Raw genomic sequence first — 21,838 nt, forward strand, 5'->3', positions numbered from 1 at the left:
CCGGATCTCTCTACTCAAGTGCCCCCCGGGCCTCGTGCTGAGGGGGTATGAGGAGTATTTTTATTTCGTGCCCTTAGGCACACCTCTAATAGCGAATACAACGGGGTGTGTGGTGTTCTCAGAGCTCTGGATGGACTACATCTCTCGATAGCTGATACCGATGCCAGATTTCTCAGCTAATTTGGGCCAATTAGCGGAAAGAATTGCTCCTACACTGATGAGAAGGTAGTGTTGCCACTCACTAGGCGATCTCTATTCGAGGTATCGCCAGGTGTCTGACCGATTGATTCGGCCGTTCACTTCGAACACGACCTGTGCGCTCCTGAACCGAGTTTCATCTTGCTTCGCATCACACCAGAGCCGATAGCCCTGATTGAGGGTCCGATAGATCTCTCGCGAGTTCTTAACTGCTCCAAGCCGAATTTCCATTCGAGCGCTTCGCGTATCGCGAACGTCTTCGCAGTAGCGTGACGCCCATGCGAGCCACGCACTCGTTCGCTCATCGATTCCTCGTTCTGCGGAGTCCAACGCTCGCGCTCCCAATTCTACGGCCCTCCGAGTGCTCTCACGGGCTTCCTCGACTGCCTCGTACACGAGCTCCGCAATGTAGCTCGATCGGAGCGCGACTTCGCCATACTTGCGCTGTACGAGATCGTCGATTCGTCGTAATGCGCGCCGGACACTCTCTACATGATTACCGGTCGTCGCAGCAATGTCTTTTGGCGAGACGCAGCCACCGTCTGCCACCAGTGTTTCAAGAGCATCCCATTCGACAGGAGAGAGACCGTTCGTTCCTGCTAAGTAACGGACGACGACGCTCTCCTGGCGGCTCTTTATCGCAGTGAGATCTAAACCGATTATGTCACAGTCGCGCTCGCTTACTTCCGCCTTAAAGTACGAATCCGAGCGATACGGCCCTCCTGCACTGGATAGCAGCGAAATCTCAGCGTCGTTCAGCACAGAAAGCAGCGCTTCATCAAGCTCTTGTTCCAACTCCGAGAGTTCCTGCTGCGACACTCCTATCTTACTGTCCCACCGGGAAACCTGGTATGCTACCTCGAGTTTCGGATGCGCCAGTGGGTCGCTCTCTGGAAGCGTCGCGGCATGTCGTGCGTAGTAGTGCTTGAACTCCTTCGGAACCTCATGACCCGGCCATGCTTCGCGAATTCGCTCTGGCCCGAGAGTGACTGTGTGGTAGTACCCCGGTAGATTGTTGCCCTGTTGATCATCGTCCTGCTGAACGAGTTTGCGGTAGCCTTGACGGTCGCTCTCAAGAAGATGCCCCAACTGAACCAAGGGACCATCCCGAGCGTGAATTGGCCCGCTCTCGGATTTCTCTAACCGAACGTATCGTGCGGCGTCCTGAACGTTGCTGTACTCATGCGGCGATCGGAAGTACGTCCGATTGATGCCGACTGCCAAGAACGCCTGCTGAAGAAGACTCGCGTACTCGGTGAACCGGATATTCGACCCCTGAACACGCACGTTTACGCCCTCCTCGAATCCTTCTGGAGTATTGATTGAGACGACCTCCCCTGTCGCTTTCTCTGCCTTCTGGCACTGCCAGCGAGGGGTGAGGTGTGCGTTGAACTTGCGCTGTCCCGCATCGTCCTCGAGCGACTCGACGTGCACGCGGAACTCCCGAATCGTCTCGAGATGGAACAGCGTGCCGGAGTGTGTCTCCGCTCCAGGGTGAACGAGGTTACTGTCTTGATAGTAGAGTTTGACCGTCCACGACTCACCGTTGCGGTCGAATGTGGCCCGTTTAGAGCCGCCATACTCCTTCACGACGGCATCCGTCGCAAAGTACGGTCTGAGCCCGCGCTCGTCGAACAGGAAATTCGCCGCGAACTCGTGCGGCGCCGGTTCAATTAGCGGTGCCACGCAGACCACCTCCGCGCAGCTCCCCTAGAGTTCGGGCTGACCGTCCCAGCGCTCCCGCTCCGGTTCGGAACTAAACTAAGGCAGGTATGCCGCCTCCCGGATTTGAACCGGGGACAGCTCGATCTTCAGTCGAGTGCTCTCCCAGTCTGAGCTAAGGCGGCTCACCCTCACCGAGGCCGACGACCCGAAAAAGCGTTTCGAAACGCGGGTGTGATACGCTCCCGGCCGTCCACCGTTCGACGAGGCGGCCCCCGGGGTCCACGACCGCCGCGCCGGTACGGTCGACGGTATAAACCCCAACGGCTAACTCCCCGCGCCTCCCCGTCTCGGGTATGTCCCCCGAGTCGTCACTCCCCGAGAGCCTCCGGACGACGCTCGTCCTCCTCGCGGCCGTCTGCACGTCGGTCGTCACGACGCTCGTGATCGGCTTCGACCGCTCGGGCGTCCGGAGCGCGGCGCTCGCGGCGGCCGGAGGCGCGCTGCTGGTCGCGATCGTCCGTCGCCGCTTCGCGCGGTCGGGCGACTGACGGGGCTCGCCCCCGCCCTACTGCGCCGTCGCGGCGTCCACGACGCGCCCGAGGAACAGCACCGCGCCCGTTCTGCGGTGCCGGATCGCGAAGTAGAACGGCCGATCGACGATCATCTCGAAGGGGTCCGCCGGTGCGCTCGTGGCCCCCATCTCGACGCCCGTCGCCGCCGCGGCCTCGGTCCCCTCCTCGTCCACCGCGACGAACGCCTCGTGGACCACGTCGTCGACGTAGACGTTTTCGCCCGCGGCTTCGAGGTCCACCATCCCCCCGAAGTCCGCCCGCCGCCGGTCGAACGCGACCGGCATCCCGAGCGCCCGCAGCGTCTCGGGGAGGCTGAACGACGACCGGTAGGTGAACCGCGGGAGCGCGACCGTCCCATCCGTCTCTTCGAGCGAGTCGAACAGCGAGCGCAGCCGCGCCCCGTCGAGCGACGCCTCGAACCCCTCGAACTCGCCGGTCGGCGGGAGGATCACCGCCATCCCGACCTCCCCGCCGACGTAGGGGAGTTCGACGACCTGCACGCCGTCCGCCTCGGCGTACGGGAACCGGTCGCTCTGGCGCATGGTCGGCACGTTCGAACTCGATCCGTCGAGTGCAGTGAAGGGCGCGTCCCCCGTCGCGTCGGGATCGAACGTCTTCGCCCACGTCGCGCGGAAGTAGACGGCGTTCGTCAGCACGAGCCGGGTGAGCTCGTCGAACGAGTCCTCCGGGAACAGCTCGGGGATCTTTCCCTCGGTTCTCGCGCTCACCCACTCGTTGATGCGCGTTCGCGCGCCCTCCGGATCCCGCACGAAGTCGACCGTGTGCATCCCCGCGCCGTAGTGCGCCGCGAGGGTTTCGAGGAACGGCTCGCGGTAGGGGTAGTCGGCCAGCCCCCACAGCGCGTTCGCGGTCTCCAGGCGGAACGGCGTCTCGCCGTCGTCGGTCTCCCCGTCCGGCACGATCGACCGACCGAGGGCGTTGAACGCCGGGTGGAGCGCCTCCTGATCGAGTTCGAAGCGCAGGGCGTCGGCCATCTGCCGCTCCGTCTGGCCGCGCGCCCCCGCCCAGGTCATCGCCAGCGCGACGGAGACGCTGTGCGGCGAGGCGAACTGGTTGGAGTCCGGCTCCTCGCCGCGCAGTTCGGCGAGCAGGTCGCACGCGAACTCGGCGTTCCCGGCGACGAGCACGTCGACGTCGCTCCGAGGGGCGTCCCCCGGCGCGCGGGGTACGTCCGCGGTCACGTCGGGGGCGGTCGGTGCCCCTGCGGCGGGCGGCGCGCCGCCGTCCAGACAGCCAGCGAGGCCGGCGACGGCGAGCGCCCCCGAGCGGACGAGGAGGGTACGGCGAGTCGGCATAGTCGTCCCTCGACGACGGGAGATAAGACCCCTCTCTAGGATCAAACGACGGCTGAACGTCAGAGTTCGCCGGGAGAGGGGGTCCGGACGGATTCGAACCGCAGTCACTCTGCTCGCTCACGCTCGCGCCGCTCCCTGCTTCGAATCCGCCGGCGTGTACTCTCCGCTGCTCGCTGTCGCTCGCAGCAGGAGAGTGGGTCCGGACGGATTCGAACCACGGTCGCTCACTCGGCTTCGCCTCGTTCGCTCCCTGATTCGAATCCGTCGCAGTCCACGATACACGCGGCTCACGTTCGTTCGCCGCGAGAGATAGTGGGTCCGGACGGATTCGAACCACGGTCGCTCACTCGGCTTCGCCTCGTTCGCTCCCTGATTCGAATCCGTCGCAGTCCACGATACACGCGGCTCACGTTCGTTCGCCGCGAGAGATAGTGGGTCCGGACGGATTCGAACCATCGACCTCAGCCTTGTAAAGGCCGCGTCATGACCAACTAGACCACGGACCCGTACCCGAGAACACCGGCGCGTGCAGAATAACGCTTGCGAAGCCCCCGCCCCCGGAACGCTTACCCACACACGAGGTGATGGGCAGGCATGCGCAGAGCGCGCGTCGCTACGGTCGTCGGCCTGCTGCTCGTCCTCTCGCTCGTGGGCGTCGCGCTCGTCGGGGCGGGCGTCCTTCCGCTGCCCGTCTCCCCGCCCGCGGAGGACGACTACAACCGCACGACCGTGACGATCAGCGACGAGAACGGCACCGAACTCGGCAGCGTCGAGGCGCGCGTCGCGGACACCTTCCAGAAGCGCTACACCGGGTTGAGCAACACGTCGTCGCTCCCCGAGGACGAGGGGATGCTGTTCGTCCACGAGGAGCCCCAGAACCTCACCTACGTCATGCGGGGGATGGACTTCGGTATCGACATCGTGTTCGTCTCCGCGAACGGCACGATCACGGAGATCCACCACGCGCCGAAACCGCCCGAGGGGGCCGACGGCGAGGAGTTCCGCTACTCCGGCCGCGGCCAGTACGTACTCGAGGTGAACTACGAGTGGACGACGCGACACGGCGTCGAGGTCGGCGACCGCGTCAGCGCGGAGAGGGCGGGCCTCGACGCGTCGAACCGGAGCGCCGTGTCAGGGAATACCACTGCCTGCTAACACTTTTCACCGGCTCCCCCGTACGCGGGACGATGGGAGTTGCCGCCGAGGATGACGACCCGTTCGAGGAGCAGCGGGAGCGGGCGGAGAACCCGATGAAGCGACTCTTTCTTGAATACGGGGCCGACAACAGGCCCGCCTTCGTCGTCGGCTTGCTGTCGAGCGTCGTCGCCCGGGTCCTCGATCTGCTCCCCCCGCTGGTGCTCGGACTGGCGGTCGACGCGATCTTCTTCGACACCAGGCCGTACACGCTCTGGGTCGTCCCGCGGGAGTGGTTGCCGACGACGCCGACGGGCCAGCTGTGGCTCTCGGTCGCCATCATCGCCGTCGCCTTCTTCGGCGGGGCCGCGTTCCACTGGACGCGAAACTGGGGGTGGAACTCCTTCGCCCAGCACATCCAGCACGAGGTGCGGACGGACACCTACGACCAGATGCAGCGGCTGAACATGGACTTCTTCGCCGACAAGCAGACCGGCGAGATGATGTCCGTGCTCTCGAACGACGTGAACCGCCTGGAGCGGTTTCTCAACGACGGGATGAACTCCGGGCTCCGCCTCGGCGTGATGGTGCTCGGCATCGCGGTCATCCTCTTCGCAAAGAACTGGCAGCTCGCGCTCATCGCCCTCCTGCCAGTTCCCCTCATCGCGCTGTTCACCTACCAGTTCATCCGGACGATCCAGCCGAAGTACGCCGAGGTCCGCTCGTCGGTCGGCAGGGTCAACTCCCGGCTGGAGAACAACCTCGGCGGGATCCAGGTCATCAAGACCTCGAACACGGAGGGCTACGAGTCCGACCGCGTCGAGGACGTCTCACAGGACTACTTCGACGCCAACTGGGACGCCATCGAGACGCGCATCAAGTTCTTCCCGAGCCTGCGCGTGCTCGCGGGCGTCGGCTTCGTCGTCACGTTCCTCGTCGGCGGGCTCTGGGTCATCACGCCCGGCGGCCCCGGTCCGCTGACGGGCGCGCTCACGGCCGGCGACTTCGTGATCTTCATCCTCTACACCCAGCGGTTCATCTGGCCGATGGCGCAGTTCGGACAGATCATCAACATGTACCAGCGCGCCTACGCCTCCGCCGCCCGCATCTTCGGGCTGATGGACGAGCCCTCCCGCATCCGGGAGACTCCCGACGCCACCGACCTCGCGGTCGACGACGGGCGCGTCGAGTACGACGGCGTCACGTTCGGCTACGACGAGGGCGAGACCATCGTCGACGACGTCTCGTTCACCGTCGAGGGCGGCGAGACGCTCGCGCTCGTCGGGCCGACGGGCGCGGGGAAGTCAACCGTCCTGAAGCTCCTGCTGCGCATGTACGACGTGGACGAGGGGGCGATCCGGATCGACGGGCAGGACCTCCGCGACGTCTCGCTGCGGAGCCTCCGCCGGCACATCGGGTACGTGAGTCAGGACACGTTCCTCTTCTACGGGACGGTGCGCGAGAACATCGCGTACGGGACGTTCGAGGCGGACGACGAGGCGGTGGTGGCGGCGGCGAGGGCCGCCGAGGCCCACGACTTCGTCCGGAACCTCCCCGACGGCTACGACACGATGGTCGGCGAGCGCGGGGTGAAGCTCTCGGGCGGCCAGCGCCAGCGCATCTCCATCGCCCGCGCGATCCTCAAGGACCCCGAGATCCTGATCCTCGACGAGGCGACGAGCGACGTGGACACCGAGACGGAGATGCTCATCCAGCGCTCGCTCGACCGCCTCACGGCGGACCGCACCACGTTCGCCATCGCCCACCGCCTCTCGACGATCAGGGACGCCGAGGGGATCGTGGTGCTGGAGGACGGCCGGGTCGTCGAGCGCGGCACTCACGAGGACCTCCTCGCCGCAGATGGCCTCTACGCCCACCTCTGGGGGGTCCAGGCCGGCGAGATCGACGAACTCCCCCAGGAGTTCATCGAGCGCGCCGCCAGGCGGCAGGCGCGCACGGAGTCGGACCCCGGAGAGGCCGACGACTGACGACCGCCCTTCGACGGAGCACTTCCCTCACCTCTCGCCCCTCACCTCTCGCCGAACGTTTATGTACGGAAACGCGGCCAGCGTCACCGTGCGCTGACGATCGCTCGCGGGCGTCCCGCGGTTGTGCGACACGACCGCCCGCGAGAATCCCGCCGGTTCGTGTCGCCTGTTCGCCACTCGGTTCGTCGCTCCGCCGGTCCGTTCAGAGGGACTCCTCCTCGTGGTCCTGGGCCGACTCGGCCTGGTCGCCCCGGTCGGAGTAGTGCTCCCGACCGACGGCCCCCCCGCCGACCATGTTGAGCACCGCCTGTCGCACGTCGTCGGCGGACTGGAACTCCTCCTCGTACCCCTCGAGCGCCTCCCCGAGCGTCGTGGAACCGTCCTCGAGGCCGATCTCGGCGTCTCCGTACTCCTCGCGGATATCCGAGGTGTCCGCCGGATAGTCGTGGGATTCGAGGCGCTCGTCGAGGTCGCCGAAGTCGACGCCAAGCGTCCGGTCGTCGTCGGTCTCGCTCATGGTTCGTTCCGACCAACGCGGGCCGACGGGAAACGGCTTGTGCCTACTTCGCCCCCGGCCGAGCGTGCGGTCGGTCCTCCACCATCGAACGGAGGCGGTACCCCGAGCGCCCGCTATCTTCACGGCGGTACGGCCGACAGTGTACCGTGAGCCATGCGACTCGCAGAGCAGACGTGGACCGACGTTGCCGAGGCGGACGCGCGTCTCGCGTTCCTGCCGACCGGCAGCACGGAACAGCACGGACCGCACGCGCCGCTCGGGACCGACGCGACGACCGCCGAGGCCGTCGCGGAGGCGGGCGCGGCCGTCCTCGACGGCGACGCCGTCGTCGCGCCGACGATCCCCGTCGGGATCGCGGAGGAGCACCGCTCGTTCGACGGCACCCTCTGGGTGACGCCCGACACCTTCAGACGGTACGTCCGTGAGGTGATCGAGAGCCTCGCGTACCACGATCTCGACCGCGTCGTCGTCGTCAACGGCCACGGGGGGAACGTCGACGCGCTCGAGGAGGTCTGCGCGCGCGTCACCCGCGACGGCACCGCCCGTGCCGTCCCGTTCACGTGGTTCGCTGGAGGCTCCCCCGACCTCCCGATGGGCCACGGCGGCGCGCGGGAGACGGCGCTCCTGCGCCACGTCGCACCCGACCTCGTCCGCGAGGACCGCGTCGAGGCGGCGCGCGAGGGGGCCGCCGACCGCTGGGGGGAGTGGGTGGCCGGCGTCAACCTCGCCTACGACTCCGACGAGTTCTCGGGGAACGGCGTCGTCGGCGATCCGGGCGCGGGGAGCGCGGCGGACGGCGAGGCGCTGCTCGCGGCGGCAGCGGAGCGCCTCGCCGCCGTCGCGACCGCCGTCGACGAACGCGCGGAGCGTAACGGGTAACGGGTGGGCTCATTAGACCCATCTCGGTCCGGCGCGCACGCGACACCATGCCCGACGTGACCCGCCGCCGCGCGACGAGCGCCGACCTCGACTACGTCGAGTCGCTGCTCTCGGCGAACGGACTCCCGACGGATGGCGTTCGGGACGGCACGGCGGCGTTCTACGTCGTCGCGGACGGCGAGCCAGTCGGTGTCGGCGGTCTCGGCCGTCGGTTGGATCGATAGCGTTACTCCTCGTCCTCCTCGCTCTCGTCGTCTTCGGCCTCGGCTTCTCCCGCGTCGTCGGTTCCGCCGTCGGCCTCGGCCTCCTGGAGCGCGCCGCGGAGTTGCGGAATGGTGCTCGCGAGTTCGCCGACCTGTCCGTGGGCGTCGTCGATCTCCGCGATCAGGTCGTCGAGCTGCTCGATCGCCTCACGGAGGTCCTCCGCGTCCTCGAAGGCGTCCGCCCGCTCGCCCATCGTGTACCACTTCTTGGCGTTGCGGAGGTGTTCCTCGGCCTCGCCCGCGTCGAGGGCGCTGCGGAGGCTGTTGAGCACGCCGAGGGTGTTCTCCGACTCGACGTTCCAGACGGCGTCTGCCGTCGGAAGCTCGGCGCGAGCGGCGGCGAGACTCTCCTCGACGTCGGCGCGCATCTCGGAGGCCGCCTCGCCGAAGAGCTCGTCGTCGCTGAGGGTCTGTTGACTCATGCCCCGGGGTTCGTCGGCACGGTTTATAAACACCCGCCCGAAACTGAAAGTGAAAACGAGCGCCTCAGGCGCTCGGGATCGCGTCCTCGCCGCTTCGCACCGTCTTGCGACGGTCGGGGATGAGGTCCAGCTCGGCGTCGGTGTCGCCGAGGACGAACAGCGCGTAGTAGCGCAGATACGTCTGGACGGGCACCTGCACCACCGCGAAGACCGCCGCGGCGACGAGCGCGAACGCGACGAGGAGGGCGGCCAGGGCGACCCACCCGGCCGTCGAGAGCGTCCCGGCGGCGAGCGCGCCCCCGAACAGCGTCCACCCGAGGATGCCGAACGGGACGAACAGGACGAGTGCGCCGAGACCGGCGACGATACCGACGGCGGTCGCGCCCACGACGTTGAGCACGAACGCCGCGACGGCGTAGACGACGTACTGCCGCCACGCGCCGACGAGCGTCGGCCAGAAGCGCCGCCACGCGGCCAGCACGCCCCGATCCTCGAGGAGCATGATCGGGACGACGAACACGGTCGTGAAGCCGTTGACGACGCCGAGGACGACGCCGACGAACGCCGCGACGGGAAGCAGCAGGGCGAGTCCGGCGACCAGCGCGCGCGGGTCGAACGCTCCGCCGCCGGTCAGCGCGAGCCAGACGGGCGCGAGCGCGAGCGCGGCGAGCGCGAGGCCGACCAGCGCGAGCAGGAGGCGGAAGCCGAACAGTCCGAGCGCCTTTCCCAGGTGTCGCCGCCCGTCGCGTCGGACGGCGACCTCGTCGCTCCGGAGCGCCTCGAGGAGGACGAACTCCATCGCCGAGCCGACGAGCGCGAACAGGAGCGCGACGACGAGCACCGCGGCCGCGAGGGCGACGGCGAGCGTCACCACGTCCGCGGGGAGCGCCGGGAGCGCCCCGACGTCGATCGACGACGCGTCGCCGACGTTCACGTTTCCGCCGGCCGGGACGTTCGCGCCGAGGCCGCCGACGAAGAAGACCACGAGCGCGAGCTTGAGCCACCGGCGCGCGTCGAACGGGAGGAGGAACGACCGCGTCGCGTCGAGCGCGTCGTCGAGGTCGTCCAGTGCGTACAGCGTCATCCTCTCCTGTAGGCAGTGCGACGATAAAACGGTCTCGTGCGGTCGGGATCGTTCGAGGCCGGTCGTCGCGAGATCAGGGTCGCTCCACCACGTCCACGACCCGCATCATCGGATAGCCCTCCTCCATGCGCATCTCCGTGTGGACGACGGTGTCGGCGTACTCGATGCGCATGCGCACCTCCATGTACTCGCCGGTCAACTCGGCGTAGCCGTGGCTCGTGTCGAGCCTCTCGGCGAGGACGTCCACGTCGACCGACGCGCAGTGCGGCTGGTTCTCGATGGCCTCCTCCATGGCCCGTTCGAGGCTCGCCGCGCTCTCGGGGCTGACGGGCGTTCCCGCGAACTGGTGGTAGAGCGCGCCGAACTTGATCCCCGCCTCGAAGCAGGCGACCTCCCGTTCCGTGGGGTCCATACGCCCTCTCCCCGAGGGTCGAACTAAAGCCCGCCGGGTTCGACCCGGAGGGGCCGTCTCGACGGGTGGTATGGCGAGACACATCTCGTAACCGGTTTAGGCGCGAGTCACCTCCTTTCACCCATGGATTACGAATCGAGTCTCGATCGAGCCATGGACAACGTCCCCGACATCGACACCAGCGGCGAACGGCTGAGCGTTCCGGACGCGCACGCACAGAAGGACGGGGCGTTCACCCGGCTGACCAATCTCTCCGAGATCGCGGACACCGTCTCGCGCGATCCCGACCACCTCCACCGCTTCGTCCAGCGCGACCTCGGGACCAACGGCAAGCTCGAGGACGGCGTCGGCCGGTACAACGGGACGTTCTCCGGGCGCGACTTCGACGAGAGCGTCGAGAAGTACGTCGAGACGTACGTCCTCTGTGGCGAGTGCGGTCTCCCCGACACCCGCCTCGTCACCGAGGATCGGACGCCGATGCTCCGCTGCGACGCCTGCGGCGCGTTCCGTCCCGTCTCCAAGCAGCGCAGCCCCCAGCAGCAGGCCCAGCAGCGGGACGCCGTCGAGGAGGGCCAGACCTACACGCTCGAGATCACCTCGACCGGTCGCAAGGGCGACGGCGTCGCCGAGCGCGGCGAGTACACCATCTTCGTTCCCGGCGCGCAGCGCGGCGACGTCGTCGAGGCGTACATCGAGAACGTGAGCGGATCGCTCGCGTTCGCCCGGCTCGAATCGAAGCAGAACTGACGCCGCCCGCTCCGTGCTCCGTCATCGCCGCGCGAAACCGCGTGATTCTTGATCGGGTTACCCCTCTCTCCTCCTGAATGGACGACCCGGTCTTACTCACGGGGGCCGCCGGTCGCGTCGGCCGCGCCATCCTCGGTGGCATCGGCGAGCGATACGCGTGGCGACTGCTCGATCACAACCCGCCCACGGAGGAACCCGACCACGAGTACGTCGTCGCGGACATCACCGACGGGGACGCCGTCCGCGAGGCGATGGCGGGCGTCGGCGCGGTCGTCCACCTCGCCGGGGACCCCCGCCCCGAGGCCCCGTGGGACAGCGTCCTCGCGAACAACATCGACGGGACCCACACCGTCATGCAGGCGGCGGCCGACGCGGGCGTCGAGAAGTTCGTCTTCGCCTCCTCGAACCACGCCGTCGGCGCGTACGAGTTCGGCCGCGATCCGCACATCTACCGGACCGAATCCGAGTTCGTGCTCGACGGAACTGAACTCCCCCGCCCGAAGAACGTCTACGGCGTAAGCAAGGCCGCCGGCGAGACCCTCGGGCGGTACTTCCACGACGTGTACGACCTCTCGGTGGTCTGCGTCCGCATCGGTAACCTGACAAAGGGCCACCCGCCGATCGACTACGAGCGCGGGCAGGCGATGTGGCTCTCCTACCGCGACTGCGCGCACCTCTTCGACTGCTGTCTCACCGCCGACTACGGCTACGAGATCGTCTACGGCATCTCGGACAACGACCGCAAGTACTACTCCATCGAGCGCGCCCGCGAGGTGCTGGGCTACGACCCGCAGGACAACTCCGCCGAACACGACTGAGCGGTCTAGTCGTCTGTCGCCGATTGGCAGTCGTCACCCGAACAGCCCGTTCACGTCCCGCTCCTCGTGGTCCCGCTTCGCCGCGTGCTCCGAGAGCCGTCGGTAGACCAGTCCGCGGTTGCGCCCCCGCGCGAAGTCCATCACCAGCGACACGAAGGGGCTCGTCGCCCGGCCCGCGTCGAGGTCCGCGCGGCCGTAGCGGGCGGCCCGGTCGATCAGTTCGGGGTCGAAGCCGTGCTCCTCGGCGAGGATCCGCGCCGCGACGACCGACTCCTCGAAGTCGAGGTCGGCGGGTCCGAGCGTGCGCCCCTCGATCTCCAGTCGAAGCGGAGGGTTGCGCTCAACGAGCGTCGGGTCGACCTCGAGGTCGCGCAGGTAGGCGCGGACGGGGTCGAGCGCGACGCCCTGGAACGCCGCGCCGAGGCCGTCGAGGTACCCGCGGGCGCTCGCCGCGAGGCCCGTCGCTCCGGCAGCGTTCCCCTCGACGGCGTGGTGGACGGCGGCGGTGAACTGGATGAGCCCCTGCAGGAAGTCCCGCTCCGGGCCGGCATCGAGTTCGAGCCACGGCTCCTCCCACGCGTCGTGGGCGGCGTGGTACTCGCCCGCGTTGTAGATCGCGACCCCCGCGCGGAGGTGGCACTCGACGCCGTCCATGCCCCTTCGTTTCGCGTCCAGCCCGATGTGTCTTCCCGTCGCGGCCCGTCGTCCCGTCAGCGCTCCTGCCAGACGACGCTGAAGTTCGCCACCTCGCCGTGCTGGCGGTCCATCAGCCGGGCGGCGTGCGACGGCGCGGGCAGGTTGCCGCTGCCGAAGTAGGGCAGGGCGTAGGCGACCTCGATCCCCGGTTCCCCGTCGCCGCGGTCGAGGAGGGCCCGCATCGCCTTCGCGCGCCCGTCGGCGAAGAACCGGTCGCGCTCGACGCCGAACAGGAGCGCCGCGCGGTCGGTCGACGCGACGCCCGCCGGTGGGAGGCCGTCGAGCAGTCGGTCGGCGGCCGTCTCGGCGTCGAGGTCGCCGAGCCCCCGTCCCCGGAGCCAGAGATCGACGTACGCCCCGGCGTCGAACGAGTCCCCGCGCTCTGCGCGCGCCACCGCCCGGCGCACCCCGCTGACCGCCGGGGCGACGAGTTCGTCGAGCGGCTCGGGCGCGTCGGAGCGGACGGCGAGCTCGAACTCCGTCTCGCCGTCAAGCCGCCGCGTCTCCCGGTCGAAGACGCGGCTGTACGGTTCCAGGTCCGCCTCCGCCAGCAATCGCGTCGCCTCCCGCTCGGTGCAGTACGCCCCGAGGTCGAACGGGACGGCGACCACGCGGTCGAGGCGGGCACCACCGTCGCCGCGCGGTTCGATCCGGACCCGGAGCGGGCCGCCGTCGAGGAACCGTTCGGCGTCGAGCGCCCGGAAGACACTCGCGTGGCGGCCGTCGGGGTCCACGTGCGGCTGCGCTTGCGGGTGGTAGCCGCCGAAGTCGCCGACGAACTCCCAGCCGTCGCCGCCGTCGAGCCAGAGGCCGTACTCCATGAACCCCGCGTCCCGCCCGTCGAGCCAGAGGTCGAACCGGCGGTCGGGGGCGTACGCCGGGTCGCGGGCGAACGTCGCCGCCCAGGCGTAGAAGTAGCGGTCCCGCGCGACGGTGATCGTGTCGGCCGGGAGCCCGTCGTCGAGCGACCCGGGGTCGGCGCGGTTGGGGACGAACGGATCGAACCCCAGTTTCGTCGGGGTGTACTGCGTCCGGGCGTACCAGCCGACGCCGTCGGCCCCCGCGCCGACGGACGCCCTGAGGTCGAGCCGCATCGCCTGCTTGCTCGGCGTGTACTGCGGGTCGATGGTGTGGCTCTCGCCGAGGTAGTAGACCGGTCGGTCGCCGGAGTACCGTCGGGAGTTAGCGATCAGGCTGCGGACGGCGTCGTTCGCCACCTCGGGTCCGGCGTCCTTCTCGTACCAGCCCCGGTAGAAGTCGGTGAACACGAAGTCCGGCATCGCGTCGCGGGAGCGGAGGTCGTCCATCAGCCCCGCGAACACCTCCGGCTGGCGCGACTCGATGACGTAGGGGAAGTGCAGGAAGATCCCCACGTCCAGGTCCTCGCTCACGCCCTTGATCGCCCGCCGCTGGGCGGTGAAGATGTCCGGGCCGTACTTCGAGAGGTTGTCGACCGAGCGGCTGTTCCACGCCCCGCCGGGGATCCACTCCCCGCCGACGGGCGCCTCCTGCCAGATCACGAGCTTCCCGCCGGGCGCGAACTCGCGGTAGCGCTCCGCGACCGCCCGCAGCCCGTCGAGGTGGCGCTGGCGCTCCCTGGGGTTCGTCGCGAACGTCTCGGCGTCGATGCGCTTGAGGACGCCCACGTTCACCCACGCCTCGAGGCCCGTCTCGCGGGCCTGTCGGAGCGCGGGGGCGACCCGCTTCCCGCCGTCGAGCTGCGCGGCGGCGGCGGCCAGCACCACCGCCAGGTCGTGCTGACGCGCGAACGCGTACATGTTCCGCCGCAGGCGCTCGTCGGACCAGAGCGGGCTCTCGGCCCACAGGAAGTCGGTCCGCGACTCGGCGGGCCCCGCGTCGGGGTACGGCACGTCCGCCCAGCCGTCCATCGACGGCCGGTCGTCCGCCCAGCGGTAGGCGGCGTACCCGCTCGCGACGCTCGCGCCGAGGACGCCGCCCGCGCCGATGAGCATCCGTCGGCGCGAGACGCCGCCGTCCTCGCCGTCAGCCATCGTCGTCCCCCGCGCGTTCCGTCGGTCGCATTCGTTACGGGTGTGGTACTTACTCCGTCCGTATGAACCTGTCCGCCGGCGTGCTAGTCCGGGACACGGCCGTCGACGGCCGCGTCGCTCGGCGTGCGCGTCGCGCTACTCCGGGCACCCGCACCCGGCGGACGACACGGTGATGCTCCCGTCACCGGCGACGGTTACGTGGTATCCGCAACACCGGAACGACACGTGCCCGTCGAGGCGGAGCGTCCCGTCGAATCGCGGGCGCAGGAGACCGTCGAGGCACTCGGGATCGACGGACGCGTACAGCGAGTCGTTCAGTTCGAGCGGGTCGACGCCCTCGACCTCCGCGACGGCCAACACGAGGGCGACGCTGGGGGGCGTCTCGCCGGGATCGTACGACGCCGTATACACGGCCGGGAGAGGATCCGGGGGGTCGTCGGTGGACGGCATATTCGGCTGAGAGCGTCCGGCGACGCTCCGCGCCGCGCACGTCCCCGTCGCTACCCTACCGACTAGGCTACGACCCGTGATAAACAGTGTCGGTCGTTGGCACACCGCGTCCATCGGATATAACGTACGACCGGCGAGATCGCCGTCGGCGGTGCTGCGCCAGCGGAGAGGCGGCCCGACGGCGTTTCAGGTCGCGCCGACGCACTCGAAGGGGTACGCGTCCGATTCGCCGGCGACACGTTCCAGGGTGGGACACGTTCGACCGGTGGCGGGTTTCGCGGTCGTCGGTTGCCTACACGGCGTCGATGATCGGACGACGTCCGTTGATTACCACACCTGTCGTAAATATATCTAAACGCACACTACTAATTCAATCGGGAAGATTGATATTCTCATCTGCGTATGTCTTGCGTATGTCTGACGTCTCGACCCTGTTCGAGTTGCTGACCGCCGACGTCCGCCGCCGTCTCCTCGTCGCCCTGTGCGACGTCGACTCGGTTCAGGTGCCCGATGGATTACTCGTGCGAGGGCAGGCCCAACCCGTTCCGTCGTCGGATTCCCTGCCTCGAGAGACGCCGTCGCTCGACGAGGGGTCCGCACACCCGCTCACCTTCCAGTTGCACCACAACCACCTGCCGAAATTGGTGGACGCCGGCGTCATCGAGTGGGACCGCGAGACGGGGACCGTCTCGCGGGGGCCGGAGTTCGAGGAGATCGAACCGGCCGTTCGCTTGCTCGTCGCGAACGCTCACGCGCTCCCCGGCGAGTTCCTCTGAGCGATCCGCGGGCCTCCCCGACCACGACTGGTTTGCACCGCGTGTTTCGTTCGCGTCCGGACGATGTAGCGGGTGCGGGGAGTTGCAGAGCCGTCTACCGTCGAGTGTGATCCGAACTCGCCGAGACGGTCCTGCTCGCCTCGCCGTGCTCGGCTGCGCGGGCTGCGACTCGTCTGCTCAAATCTCCGTCACGTCCGTTCCTGCAGCGCGACCGCCTCGCTACGCTCGCCGGTGTTGCGCTGCAGAGAAACGTCCTGACGGAGTCTCACGCGAGTGAAACGAGCGTGAGGCACGTCAGGGCGCGAACGATCGAACCGCTCTGCGGTTCGCGAAGTGAGCGTCCTGACGGAGATTTGAACTCCGGTCCCTGGCTCCGCAAGCCAAGAGGATAGTCCACTACCCTACCAGGACTCATCTACTCCTTTCCCGCTTCGGGATAAGTGGGTTACGGTTCGCCCCCGCCGTGCCGACCGTCGACACGGGCAGTGTTTCCGTGAGCGGCCGCCGGACGAGCACCCACGGGTGGTGGGACTGAACGGGGCCGACCGCTCGGCGAGCGAGAACCCGCAAGCACGCCGCGAGGCGCGCGCAGCGTGGTTCGCAGCCGTCGAGCGGGAGGGGGCGTTCGAGGTCGTCACGTCGGTGAGTCCGACTCGATTACTCGTATCTGAACAGTACCGAAGCGGGGCCGAACCTTCAAGTAGGAGAGGGGGACCAGCGTCGGTATGCCGGACCGTTCGCGCGACCGACAAGGATTAACAGCGGTGCACCCATGTCCGAGATAATGGGCACGATCGAGGATATCTACGGTGACCTCGACGCGGAAATCACGGAGGAGGAGTTCCGTGAGGCGGTCGCGACGAAGGTCGAGCAGATGGACGGGCTCGCGGACGAGGAGACCGCCGCGATGCTCGTCGCGCACGAACTCACCGACGAGGAGATCAACGGCATCGCGGACATCGACGCCGGCATGGAGGAGGTGAAGTTCCTCGGGAAGGTGATGAGCGTCGGCGAGGTCCGCACCTTCGAGCGCGACGACGGCGAGGGGCAGGTGCTGAACGTCGAGGTCGCGGACGAGACGGGTCGCGTGCGCGTCGCGCTCTGGGACGAGCAGGCCGCGGCGGGCGCGGCTGAACTCGACCCCGGCGACGTGCTGCGCATCAAGGGCCGCCCGAAGGAGGGCTACAACGGGCTCGAGGTGAGCGCGAGCCGCGTCGAGGGCGACCAGGACGCCGACATCGAGGTGGACGTCGCGGAGGAGGGGACCATCGCGGCGCTCTCGCTCGGGCAGAGCGACGTGAACGTGCGCGGGAAGGTGCTCGGCACCGAACCGGTGCGGACGTTCGACCGCGACGACGGGAGCGAGGGGCGCGTCTCGAACCTCGTCCTCGGCGACGAGACAGGTCGCGTGCGCGTGACGCTCTGGGACGAGCGGGCCGACCGCGCCACCGAACTCGCGGAGGGCGTCTCGGTCGAGGTCGTCGACGGATACGTCCGCGAGCGCGACGGCGCGCTCGAACTCCACGTCGGCTCGCGCGGGAAGGTGGAGGAACTCGACGAGGAGGTGACCTACGTCCCCGAGACGACGGACATCGAGGCCCTCGAACTCGGCGACACCGTCGACATCGCGGGCGTCATCCGATCGGCCGACCCGAAGCGCACGTTCGACCGCGACGACGGGAGCGAGGGACAGGTTCGCAACGTCCGCGTGCAGGACAGGACCGGCGACATCCGCGTCGCGATGTGGGGCGAGAAGGCGGACGCCGACGTCGGTCCCGGCGACGAGGTGCTGTTCGCCGACGTCGAGATCAAGGACGGCTGGCAGGAGGACATCGAGGCCTCCGCCGGCTGGCGCTCGACCGTCTCCGTCCTCGATCCGGGGAGCGCGAGCGCCTCGCGGGGCGGCTCCGCCGACGCTGCCGACGACGGCGCGTCGGCAGCGGGCACGACGGGCCTCGACGCGTTCGCGAGCGGCGGGTCGGGCGACGGGACGGCGGCGACCACGGCCGAGGCGGAGGGCGAGACCGGGACGGGGGGCGAAGCCGATGTCACCCCCGACGCCGAGGCGGAGGACGGCCCCGTCGAGTTCACCGGGACGGTCGTCCAGACGGGCGAACCGGTGATGCTCGACGACGGCAGCGAGACGGTCACCGTCCTCACGGACGAGGACGTCCGGCTGGGCCAGGAGATCACGGTGCGCGGGCGACTGGTGGACGGTCGCCTGGAGGCCGACGAGGTCTTCTGAGGAGGACGGGTTCCGGATCGGGAGTGGGCGTGGGGTCGATTACTCGACGACCAGGACGCCCCGCATCCCCGTGCCGGCGTGGGGATCGCACTGGTATTTGACGAGTGGACCGCGGCGAGCGGTCCACTCGAAGGTGCCCGAGGACCGGATGTCCGAGGCGAAGTCAGCGCCTTCCTGCGCCGCGACGTTGTGCGAGCCGACCCGTTCCGTTCCGTCCTAGACGATCTCCGTTTCGGCCCACTCCCAGACGATCCTCGTCCCGGGATCGACGTGGACGGCGACGGGATCGAACGCCAGCCCGTCCTCGCCCGCGCCGACCTCGATGGTCACCGCCTCCTCCCCGCGCCTGTCGACGGTGCTACCGGAGCCGTCCCTGCCGTTCGCGTCGAGGAGCCAGCCGTCGTAGTCGACGTACTGTCCGGCTCCATTTCCGTCGGGCCCCCCGACGAGTTCGACGGATCGCTCGATTCGGAACCGCGGCCGAGACAACCGGCCAGCAGACCGCCGCCGACCGCGGCGGACGCGGCGAGGACGGTGCGACGGGTCGTGATGCGTGGTGCGGGCATGTGATATCCACCTCGAACGACACGTACGACTGATACGTACTTGTGTCCGATTCTCGAGATCTCGGGATCATCTCGGAGGTTATCTCCGCCGCCGTTCGAGGGGCTCTCGACGTTCGGCCGCCGGTATCGGTCGCCGGTACCGGCCGATCGGTCATCCCGAATCCCGTCGTCGATTCGAACGCGGGATCGACCCGTCGTCCCGGCGCACCGCCCCCGATCTGCGGGCCGTCGAACGGCGGAGTGACGCGGAACGCTTAAGCCCGAAACAGTCCCGTGTCACGGTATGAGTGTCGAGTTACCGTTCGCGCCGGTCGACGCTATCATCCGGCGGAACGCTGGTAACCTCCGGGTGAGCGCCGACGCCGCCGAGGCGCTCGCCCGTCACATCCAGGCCCGCGGCGCGGCGCTCGCCGTCGAGGCGGCCGCGCGCGCGACCGACGACGGCCGCAAGACGTTGATGGCCGAGGACTTCGGGACGACCGGGGACAAGGCGTCGCTCGAACTCCCCATCGCCCCCGTCGATCGGATCGCCAGGCTCGACATCGACGACCGGTACCGCGTCTCGATGGACGCGCGCATCGCCCTCGCCACCATCCTCGAAGCCGAGGCGGACGCCGTCGCCGCGGCCGCGGCGGTCCTCGCCCGGCACGCGGACCGACGGACCGTCATCGAGGACGACATCGAGACGTACTTCGAACTCGCACCGTACTTCGAATGAGGTTCGGCTACCGGGACGTCTGTCTCTCCCACGACGCTGGCCCGCGCCACCCAGAGCGCCCCGACCGCCTGCGCGCCATCCGGCGGGCGCTCGCCCGCCAGCACAGCGTCACCTACGCCGACCCGGACGCCGCCACCGTCGAGGAGGTCTCTGCCGTCCACGACAACGCGTACGTCGAGTCCGTCCGGGAGTTCTGCGCGGACGGCGGCGGTCAGTGGGACCCCGACACGGTCGCCGTCGAGGCGACGTGGGACGCCGCGCTCGCGAGCGCGGGGATCGCGCGCTGGACCGCCCACGAGGCGCTCGACGGCGCCGACGGCTGGGACACGCCCTTCTCGCTCGGCCGCCCGCCGGGCCACCACGCCGTCTACGACGACGCCATGGGCTTTTGCTTCTTCAACAACGCCGCCGTCGCCGCCCAGTCCGCCCTCGATCGCGTGGACCGCGCCGCGATCTTCGACTGGGACGTCCACCACGGCAACGGCACCCAGGACATCTTCTACGAGCGCGGGGACGTCCACTACACCTCGATCCACGAGCGCGGCCTCTACCCCGGGACCGGCCACCCGGACGAGATCGGCCGGGACGACGGCGAGGGGACGACGCTCAACCTCCCTCTCCCGGCGGGGAGCGGTGACGTCGAGTACGCCTACGCGGTCGACGAGGCGCTCCGTCCCGCGCTCGAACGGTTCGACCCCGACCTGCTGCTCGTGAGCGCCGGCTTCGACGCCCACGAGCGCGATCCCATCTCCCGAATGCGCGTCTCCTCGGAGGGCTACGCGATGCTCGCCGATCGGGTCCGTGCGCTCTCCGACGACCTCGACGCGCCGCTCGCGTTCGTCCTCGAGGGCGGCTACGGCCTCGAGTCGCTCGCCGAGAGCGTCGCCACCGTCCACGAGGTGTTCGAGGGACGCGACCCCGTCGAACCGGAGGGCGAGGTGACCGAGAGGGCGCGGACGGTCGTCGGGACCGCCCGCGACCATCACGGCCTCGGGTCGAAGTAGCGCGCCAGCTCGACGCCGAACTCCGCCGCGAGCGCCGTCGTCTCCTCGCCCTCGAGCACCTCGTAGCCATCGCGCAGCGCCTCCGCCACGGCGACGCCGAGCGAGACGTCGAGGAGGTCGTCGCTCTCCAGCCACTCGCGGGCGGTGGCGCGTCCGCGCTCGCGCTCGACGACGTAGCGCTCGCCGTCGACGAACGGCCCGTACGCGTCGCCGTCGGCGTACTTCCCGTAGAACCCCGTCGCGTGCCGATCGACCCACACCGGCGGTCCCTCGTGGCGGGCGATCCGGGGGCGCTCCGCGACCTCGCACTCGACGAAGAGGACGGCCGTCCCGTCGGCGAACGTCGCCGCCCGGAGCACGTCGAAGCCGCGGCGGTCGAGTTCGCCGACCACGCCCGAGAGCGACTTCTCGAGTTGCGGGTAGAGCTGGTCGTCCACGAGGTCGGGCGCGGGGAAGCGGACGGCGAAGGGCGTCGTCCCCCGACGCTCCAGGTGGGCGGCCATCGCGTCGGCGTCGAGCGGGTCGGGGTCGCGCGGCTCGAACGCTTCGACGCGCGGCTCGTCGAGGAACGCCCGCGCGTGGTGGACGAGCCGCGCGACGTTTCCCGCCGAGAGGACGGCCGCGACGTTGCGCTCCGGATCGGTCGGATCGACGACCACCAGCGGGTCGTCGAACTCGCGCGCGGCGTGGCCCTCGGGGTCGAGTTCGACCGGCGGGTGCCACCGGCGGACCGCCTCGAGAAACGCGCGGAAGCCGCCGCACTCCAGCACGAGCAGTTCGGTCAGGTAGCCCGAGAACCCCCTCGTCCGGAGGTCGCTCCCGTAGACGCCGACGCCCTTCAGGAACGCCTTGGTCAGCACGACCTCCTCGGCGCTGTCGTCGTCGAGGCGCTCGGCGAGGTAGGCGGTGTGAAACGGCGTCCGGTCGACCGCCGACTGGATCGCCGTCGCGTCCTCGACGGCGTAGCAGGGGACGAGATCCACCTCGAACCCCCCCCTGGTGCCCTTCACGTAGGGGTGCTCGGCGTACTCCTCGTGGCCGTCCGGGAGCACCGCGCGGCCCACCTCCAGCCCGTAGCGCTCCAGCTCGCGCCGGGGGAGATCCGGTGGGAAGCGCACGAACACGTCGATGTCGCGGTCGCCGCTGACCCACGTCCCCCGCGCCGTCGAGCCGACCTGCACGACGTCCGCCTCCACCGGGAGGTCGGCCGCGGCCGCCTCGGCGTCGGCGACGACCCGCGCCGCGGTCCGGGCGAGGCGCTCGCGCTCGGCGTCGTCCGGGACGACGCGCGCGGCGACCCCCTCCGTGACGGCCTCGAACTCGTCCATGTGTGGAGGTCCCACCGTGCGGGCGAAA

Annotated in this window: 23 protein-coding genes and 3 tRNA genes; 11 read left to right on the forward strand and 15 right to left on the reverse strand. The window is 69.1% G+C overall.

Annotated elements, in window-relative coordinates; all coding sequences use genetic code 11:
* Positions 1 to 252: 252 nt before the first annotated feature.
* Positions 253 to 1,884: a DUF7845 domain-containing protein gene (locus P1K31_RS11755; protein ID WP_276303514.1), complete on the reverse strand. Its 1,632-nt coding sequence runs from the start codon at positions 1,882 to 1,884 to the stop codon at positions 253 to 255.
* Positions 1,885 to 1,971: 87 nt separating this feature from the next.
* Positions 1,972 to 2,045: transfer RNA gene (locus P1K31_RS11760), tRNA-Phe, on the reverse strand.
* 171 nt (positions 2,046 to 2,216) lie between these two features.
* Here P1K31_RS11760 and P1K31_RS11765 point away from each other — a divergent pair.
* A complete protein-coding gene (locus P1K31_RS11765; RefSeq protein WP_276303515.1) occupies positions 2,217 to 2,411 on the forward strand; it encodes a hypothetical protein in 195 nt (64 codons plus the stop codon).
* Between the two features lie 17 nt (positions 2,412 to 2,428).
* Here P1K31_RS11765 and P1K31_RS11770 read toward each other — a convergent pair whose 3' ends face one another.
* On the reverse strand, positions 2,429 to 3,751 hold the full coding sequence (locus P1K31_RS11770; protein ID WP_276303516.1) for a serpin family protein: 1,323 nt from the start codon (positions 3,749 to 3,751) through the stop codon (positions 2,429 to 2,431).
* A gap of 432 nt (positions 3,752 to 4,183) precedes the next feature.
* Positions 4,184 to 4,257 (reverse strand) — tRNA-Val (locus P1K31_RS11775).
* An 88-nt stretch (positions 4,258 to 4,345) separates the two neighbouring features.
* On the opposite strand from P1K31_RS11775, the gene P1K31_RS11780 reads away from it, so the two are divergent.
* Both P1K31_RS11780 and P1K31_RS11785 read left to right on the forward strand, forming a co-directional pair.
* On the forward strand, positions 4,346 to 4,906 hold the full coding sequence (locus P1K31_RS11780) for a DUF192 domain-containing protein (RefSeq protein ID WP_276303517.1): 561 nt from the start codon (positions 4,346 to 4,348) through the stop codon (positions 4,904 to 4,906).
* A gap of 32 nt (positions 4,907 to 4,938) precedes the next feature.
* Positions 4,939 to 6,873 (forward strand): ABC transporter ATP-binding protein, encoded by a 1,935-nt coding sequence (locus tag P1K31_RS11785; RefSeq protein WP_276303518.1) that lies wholly within the window; start codon positions 4,939 to 4,941, stop codon positions 6,871 to 6,873.
* A gap of 202 nt (positions 6,874 to 7,075) precedes the next feature.
* Here the strand turns inward: P1K31_RS11785 and P1K31_RS11790 are convergent, their stop codons facing one another.
* Positions 7,076 to 7,390: a DUF5789 family protein gene (locus P1K31_RS11790; RefSeq protein WP_276303519.1), complete on the reverse strand. Its 315-nt coding sequence runs from the start codon at positions 7,388 to 7,390 to the stop codon at positions 7,076 to 7,078.
* A gap of 153 nt (positions 7,391 to 7,543) precedes the next feature.
* Between P1K31_RS11790 and P1K31_RS11795 the strand changes: the two genes are divergently transcribed.
* Both P1K31_RS11795 and P1K31_RS11800 read left to right on the forward strand, forming a co-directional pair.
* Entirely contained in the window at positions 7,544 to 8,269 is a 726-nt protein-coding gene (locus P1K31_RS11795) for a creatininase family protein (protein ID WP_276303520.1), read from the forward strand.
* A 47-nt stretch (positions 8,270 to 8,316) separates the two neighbouring features.
* Positions 8,317 to 8,493 carry a hypothetical protein gene (locus P1K31_RS11800; RefSeq protein WP_276303521.1) on the forward strand — a complete coding sequence of 59 codons (177 nt, stop codon included), beginning with the start codon at positions 8,317 to 8,319 and terminating at the stop codon, positions 8,491 to 8,493.
* A 2-nt stretch (positions 8,494 to 8,495) separates the two neighbouring features.
* Here the strand turns inward: P1K31_RS11800 and P1K31_RS11805 are convergent, their stop codons facing one another.
* The 3 genes from P1K31_RS11805 to P1K31_RS11815 form a co-directional block, all read right to left on the reverse strand.
* The gene (locus P1K31_RS11805) at positions 8,496 to 8,954 is read right to left on the reverse strand and encodes a DUF5790 family protein (protein ID WP_276303522.1); all 459 of its coding nucleotides are present in this window, start codon (positions 8,952 to 8,954) and stop codon (positions 8,496 to 8,498) included.
* Between the two features lie 64 nt (positions 8,955 to 9,018).
* On the reverse strand, positions 9,019 to 10,038 hold the full coding sequence (locus P1K31_RS11810) for a DUF7544 domain-containing protein (protein WP_276303523.1): 1,020 nt from the start codon (positions 10,036 to 10,038) through the stop codon (positions 9,019 to 9,021).
* A 73-nt stretch (positions 10,039 to 10,111) separates the two neighbouring features.
* Entirely contained in the window at positions 10,112 to 10,450 is a 339-nt protein-coding gene (locus P1K31_RS11815) for a dihydroneopterin aldolase family protein (protein WP_276303524.1), read from the reverse strand.
* 123 nt (positions 10,451 to 10,573) lie between these two features.
* Between P1K31_RS11815 and P1K31_RS11820 the strand changes: the two genes are divergently transcribed.
* Together P1K31_RS11820 and azf are read left to right on the forward strand one after the other, a co-directional pair.
* Positions 10,574 to 11,197: a translation initiation factor IF-2 subunit beta gene (locus P1K31_RS11820; RefSeq protein ID WP_276303525.1), complete on the forward strand. Its 624-nt coding sequence runs from the start codon at positions 10,574 to 10,576 to the stop codon at positions 11,195 to 11,197.
* A 77-nt stretch (positions 11,198 to 11,274) separates the two neighbouring features.
* A complete protein-coding gene (gene azf / locus P1K31_RS11825) occupies positions 11,275 to 12,015 on the forward strand; it encodes an NAD-dependent glucose-6-phosphate dehydrogenase Azf (protein WP_276303526.1) in 741 nt (246 codons plus the stop codon).
* Positions 12,016 to 12,048: 33 nt separating this feature from the next.
* Here azf and P1K31_RS11830 read toward each other — a convergent pair whose 3' ends face one another.
* The 3 genes from P1K31_RS11830 to P1K31_RS11840 form a co-directional block, all read right to left on the reverse strand.
* Entirely contained in the window at positions 12,049 to 12,669 is a 621-nt protein-coding gene (locus P1K31_RS11830) for a DUF309 domain-containing protein (protein ID WP_276303527.1), read from the reverse strand.
* 56 nt (positions 12,670 to 12,725) lie between these two features.
* Complete coding sequence (locus tag P1K31_RS11835; RefSeq protein ID WP_276303528.1) at positions 12,726 to 14,723, reverse strand: hypothetical protein; 1,998 nt, start codon at positions 14,721 to 14,723, stop codon at positions 12,726 to 12,728.
* A gap of 135 nt (positions 14,724 to 14,858) precedes the next feature.
* The gene (locus tag P1K31_RS11840; protein ID WP_276303529.1) at positions 14,859 to 15,173 is read right to left on the reverse strand and encodes a HalOD1 output domain-containing protein; all 315 of its coding nucleotides are present in this window, start codon (positions 15,171 to 15,173) and stop codon (positions 14,859 to 14,861) included.
* A 413-nt stretch (positions 15,174 to 15,586) separates the two neighbouring features.
* Between P1K31_RS11840 and P1K31_RS11845 the strand changes: the two genes are divergently transcribed.
* A complete protein-coding gene (locus P1K31_RS11845) occupies positions 15,587 to 15,949 on the forward strand; it encodes a DUF7344 domain-containing protein (protein WP_276303530.1) in 363 nt (120 codons plus the stop codon).
* A gap of 338 nt (positions 15,950 to 16,287) precedes the next feature.
* Here the strand turns inward: P1K31_RS11845 and P1K31_RS11850 are convergent.
* Positions 16,288 to 16,360, reverse strand: a tRNA-Arg gene (locus tag P1K31_RS11850).
* Between the two features lie 373 nt (positions 16,361 to 16,733).
* Here P1K31_RS11850 and P1K31_RS11855 point away from each other — a divergent pair.
* Positions 16,734 to 18,194, forward strand: a complete 1,461-nt coding sequence (locus P1K31_RS11855) for a single-stranded DNA binding protein (RefSeq protein ID WP_276303531.1) — start codon at positions 16,734 to 16,736, stop codon at positions 18,192 to 18,194.
* Positions 18,195 to 18,233: 39 nt separating this feature from the next.
* Here the strand turns inward: P1K31_RS11855 and P1K31_RS21880 are convergent, their stop codons facing one another.
* A complete protein-coding gene (locus tag P1K31_RS21880; protein WP_368410860.1) occupies positions 18,234 to 18,344 on the reverse strand; it encodes a plastocyanin/azurin family copper-binding protein in 111 nt (36 codons plus the stop codon).
* Positions 18,345 to 18,410: 66 nt separating this feature from the next.
* Positions 18,411 to 18,683, reverse strand: a complete 273-nt coding sequence (locus P1K31_RS11860) for a cupredoxin domain-containing protein (RefSeq protein WP_276303532.1) — start codon at positions 18,681 to 18,683, stop codon at positions 18,411 to 18,413.
* 360 nt (positions 18,684 to 19,043) lie between these two features.
* Between P1K31_RS11860 and P1K31_RS11865 the strand changes: the two genes are divergently transcribed.
* Positions 19,044 to 19,478 carry a histone-like protein gene (locus P1K31_RS11865; protein ID WP_276303533.1) on the forward strand — a complete coding sequence of 145 codons (435 nt, stop codon included), beginning with the start codon at positions 19,044 to 19,046 and terminating at the stop codon, positions 19,476 to 19,478.
* A complete protein-coding gene (locus P1K31_RS11870) occupies positions 19,475 to 20,482 on the forward strand; it encodes a histone deacetylase family protein (RefSeq protein ID WP_276303534.1) in 1,008 nt (335 codons plus the stop codon). The genes P1K31_RS11865 and P1K31_RS11870 overlap by 4 nt, the downstream gene beginning before the upstream one ends.
* Here the strand turns inward: P1K31_RS11870 and cca are convergent.
* Positions 20,461 to 21,810: a CCA tRNA nucleotidyltransferase gene (cca, locus tag P1K31_RS11875; RefSeq protein WP_276303535.1), complete on the reverse strand. Its 1,350-nt coding sequence runs from the start codon at positions 21,808 to 21,810 to the stop codon at positions 20,461 to 20,463. The genes P1K31_RS11870 and cca overlap by 22 nt on opposite strands.
* Positions 21,811 to 21,838 lie beyond the last annotated feature (28 nt).

This window comes from Halomarina halobia, assembly GCF_029338575.1.
GTDB lineage: Archaea > Halobacteriota > Halobacteria > Halobacteriales > Haloarculaceae > Halomarina > Halomarina halobia.

Bases quoted from the DNA above. Each gene is read 5' to 3' on its own strand.
- P1K31_RS11765 (WP_276303515.1), top strand. From the start codon at position 2,217: ATGTCCCCCGAGTCGTCACTCCCCGAGAGCCTCCGGACGACGCTCGTC.
- P1K31_RS11770 (WP_276303516.1), bottom strand. From the start codon at position 3,751: ATGCCGACTCGCCGTACCCTCCTCGTCCGCTCGGGGGCGCTCGCCGTC.
- P1K31_RS11780 (WP_276303517.1), top strand. From the start codon at position 4,346: ATGCGCAGAGCGCGCGTCGCTACGGTCGTCGGCCTGCTGCTCGTCCTC.
- P1K31_RS11785 (WP_276303518.1), top strand. From the start codon at position 4,939: ATGGGAGTTGCCGCCGAGGATGACGACCCGTTCGAGGAGCAGCGGGAG.
- P1K31_RS11790 (WP_276303519.1), bottom strand. From the start codon at position 7,390: ATGAGCGAGACCGACGACGACCGGACGCTTGGCGTCGACTTCGGCGAC.
- P1K31_RS11795 (WP_276303520.1), top strand. From the start codon at position 7,544: ATGCGACTCGCAGAGCAGACGTGGACCGACGTTGCCGAGGCGGACGCG.
- P1K31_RS11800 (WP_276303521.1), top strand. From the start codon at position 8,317: ATGCCCGACGTGACCCGCCGCCGCGCGACGAGCGCCGACCTCGACTAC.
- P1K31_RS11805 (WP_276303522.1), bottom strand. From the start codon at position 8,954: ATGAGTCAACAGACCCTCAGCGACGACGAGCTCTTCGGCGAGGCGGCC.
- P1K31_RS11810 (WP_276303523.1), bottom strand. From the start codon at position 10,038: ATGACGCTGTACGCACTGGACGACCTCGACGACGCGCTCGACGCGACG.
- P1K31_RS11815 (WP_276303524.1), bottom strand. From the start codon at position 10,450: ATGGACCCCACGGAACGGGAGGTCGCCTGCTTCGAGGCGGGGATCAAG.
- P1K31_RS11820 (WP_276303525.1), top strand. From the start codon at position 10,574: ATGGATTACGAATCGAGTCTCGATCGAGCCATGGACAACGTCCCCGAC.
- azf (WP_276303526.1), top strand. From the start codon at position 11,275: ATGGACGACCCGGTCTTACTCACGGGGGCCGCCGGTCGCGTCGGCCGC.
- P1K31_RS11830 (WP_276303527.1), bottom strand. From the start codon at position 12,669: ATGGACGGCGTCGAGTGCCACCTCCGCGCGGGGGTCGCGATCTACAAC.
- P1K31_RS11835 (WP_276303528.1), bottom strand. From the start codon at position 14,723: ATGGCTGACGGCGAGGACGGCGGCGTCTCGCGCCGACGGATGCTCATC.
- P1K31_RS11840 (WP_276303529.1), bottom strand. From the start codon at position 15,173: ATGCCGTCCACCGACGACCCCCCGGATCCTCTCCCGGCCGTGTATACG.
- P1K31_RS11845 (WP_276303530.1), top strand. From the start codon at position 15,587: ATGTCTGACGTCTCGACCCTGTTCGAGTTGCTGACCGCCGACGTCCGC.
- P1K31_RS11855 (WP_276303531.1), top strand. From the start codon at position 16,734: ATGGGCACGATCGAGGATATCTACGGTGACCTCGACGCGGAAATCACG.
- P1K31_RS11865 (WP_276303533.1), top strand. From the start codon at position 19,044: ATGAGTGTCGAGTTACCGTTCGCGCCGGTCGACGCTATCATCCGGCGG.
- P1K31_RS11870 (WP_276303534.1), top strand. From the start codon at position 19,475: ATGAGGTTCGGCTACCGGGACGTCTGTCTCTCCCACGACGCTGGCCCG.
- cca (WP_276303535.1), bottom strand. From the start codon at position 21,810: ATGGACGAGTTCGAGGCCGTCACGGAGGGGGTCGCCGCGCGCGTCGTC.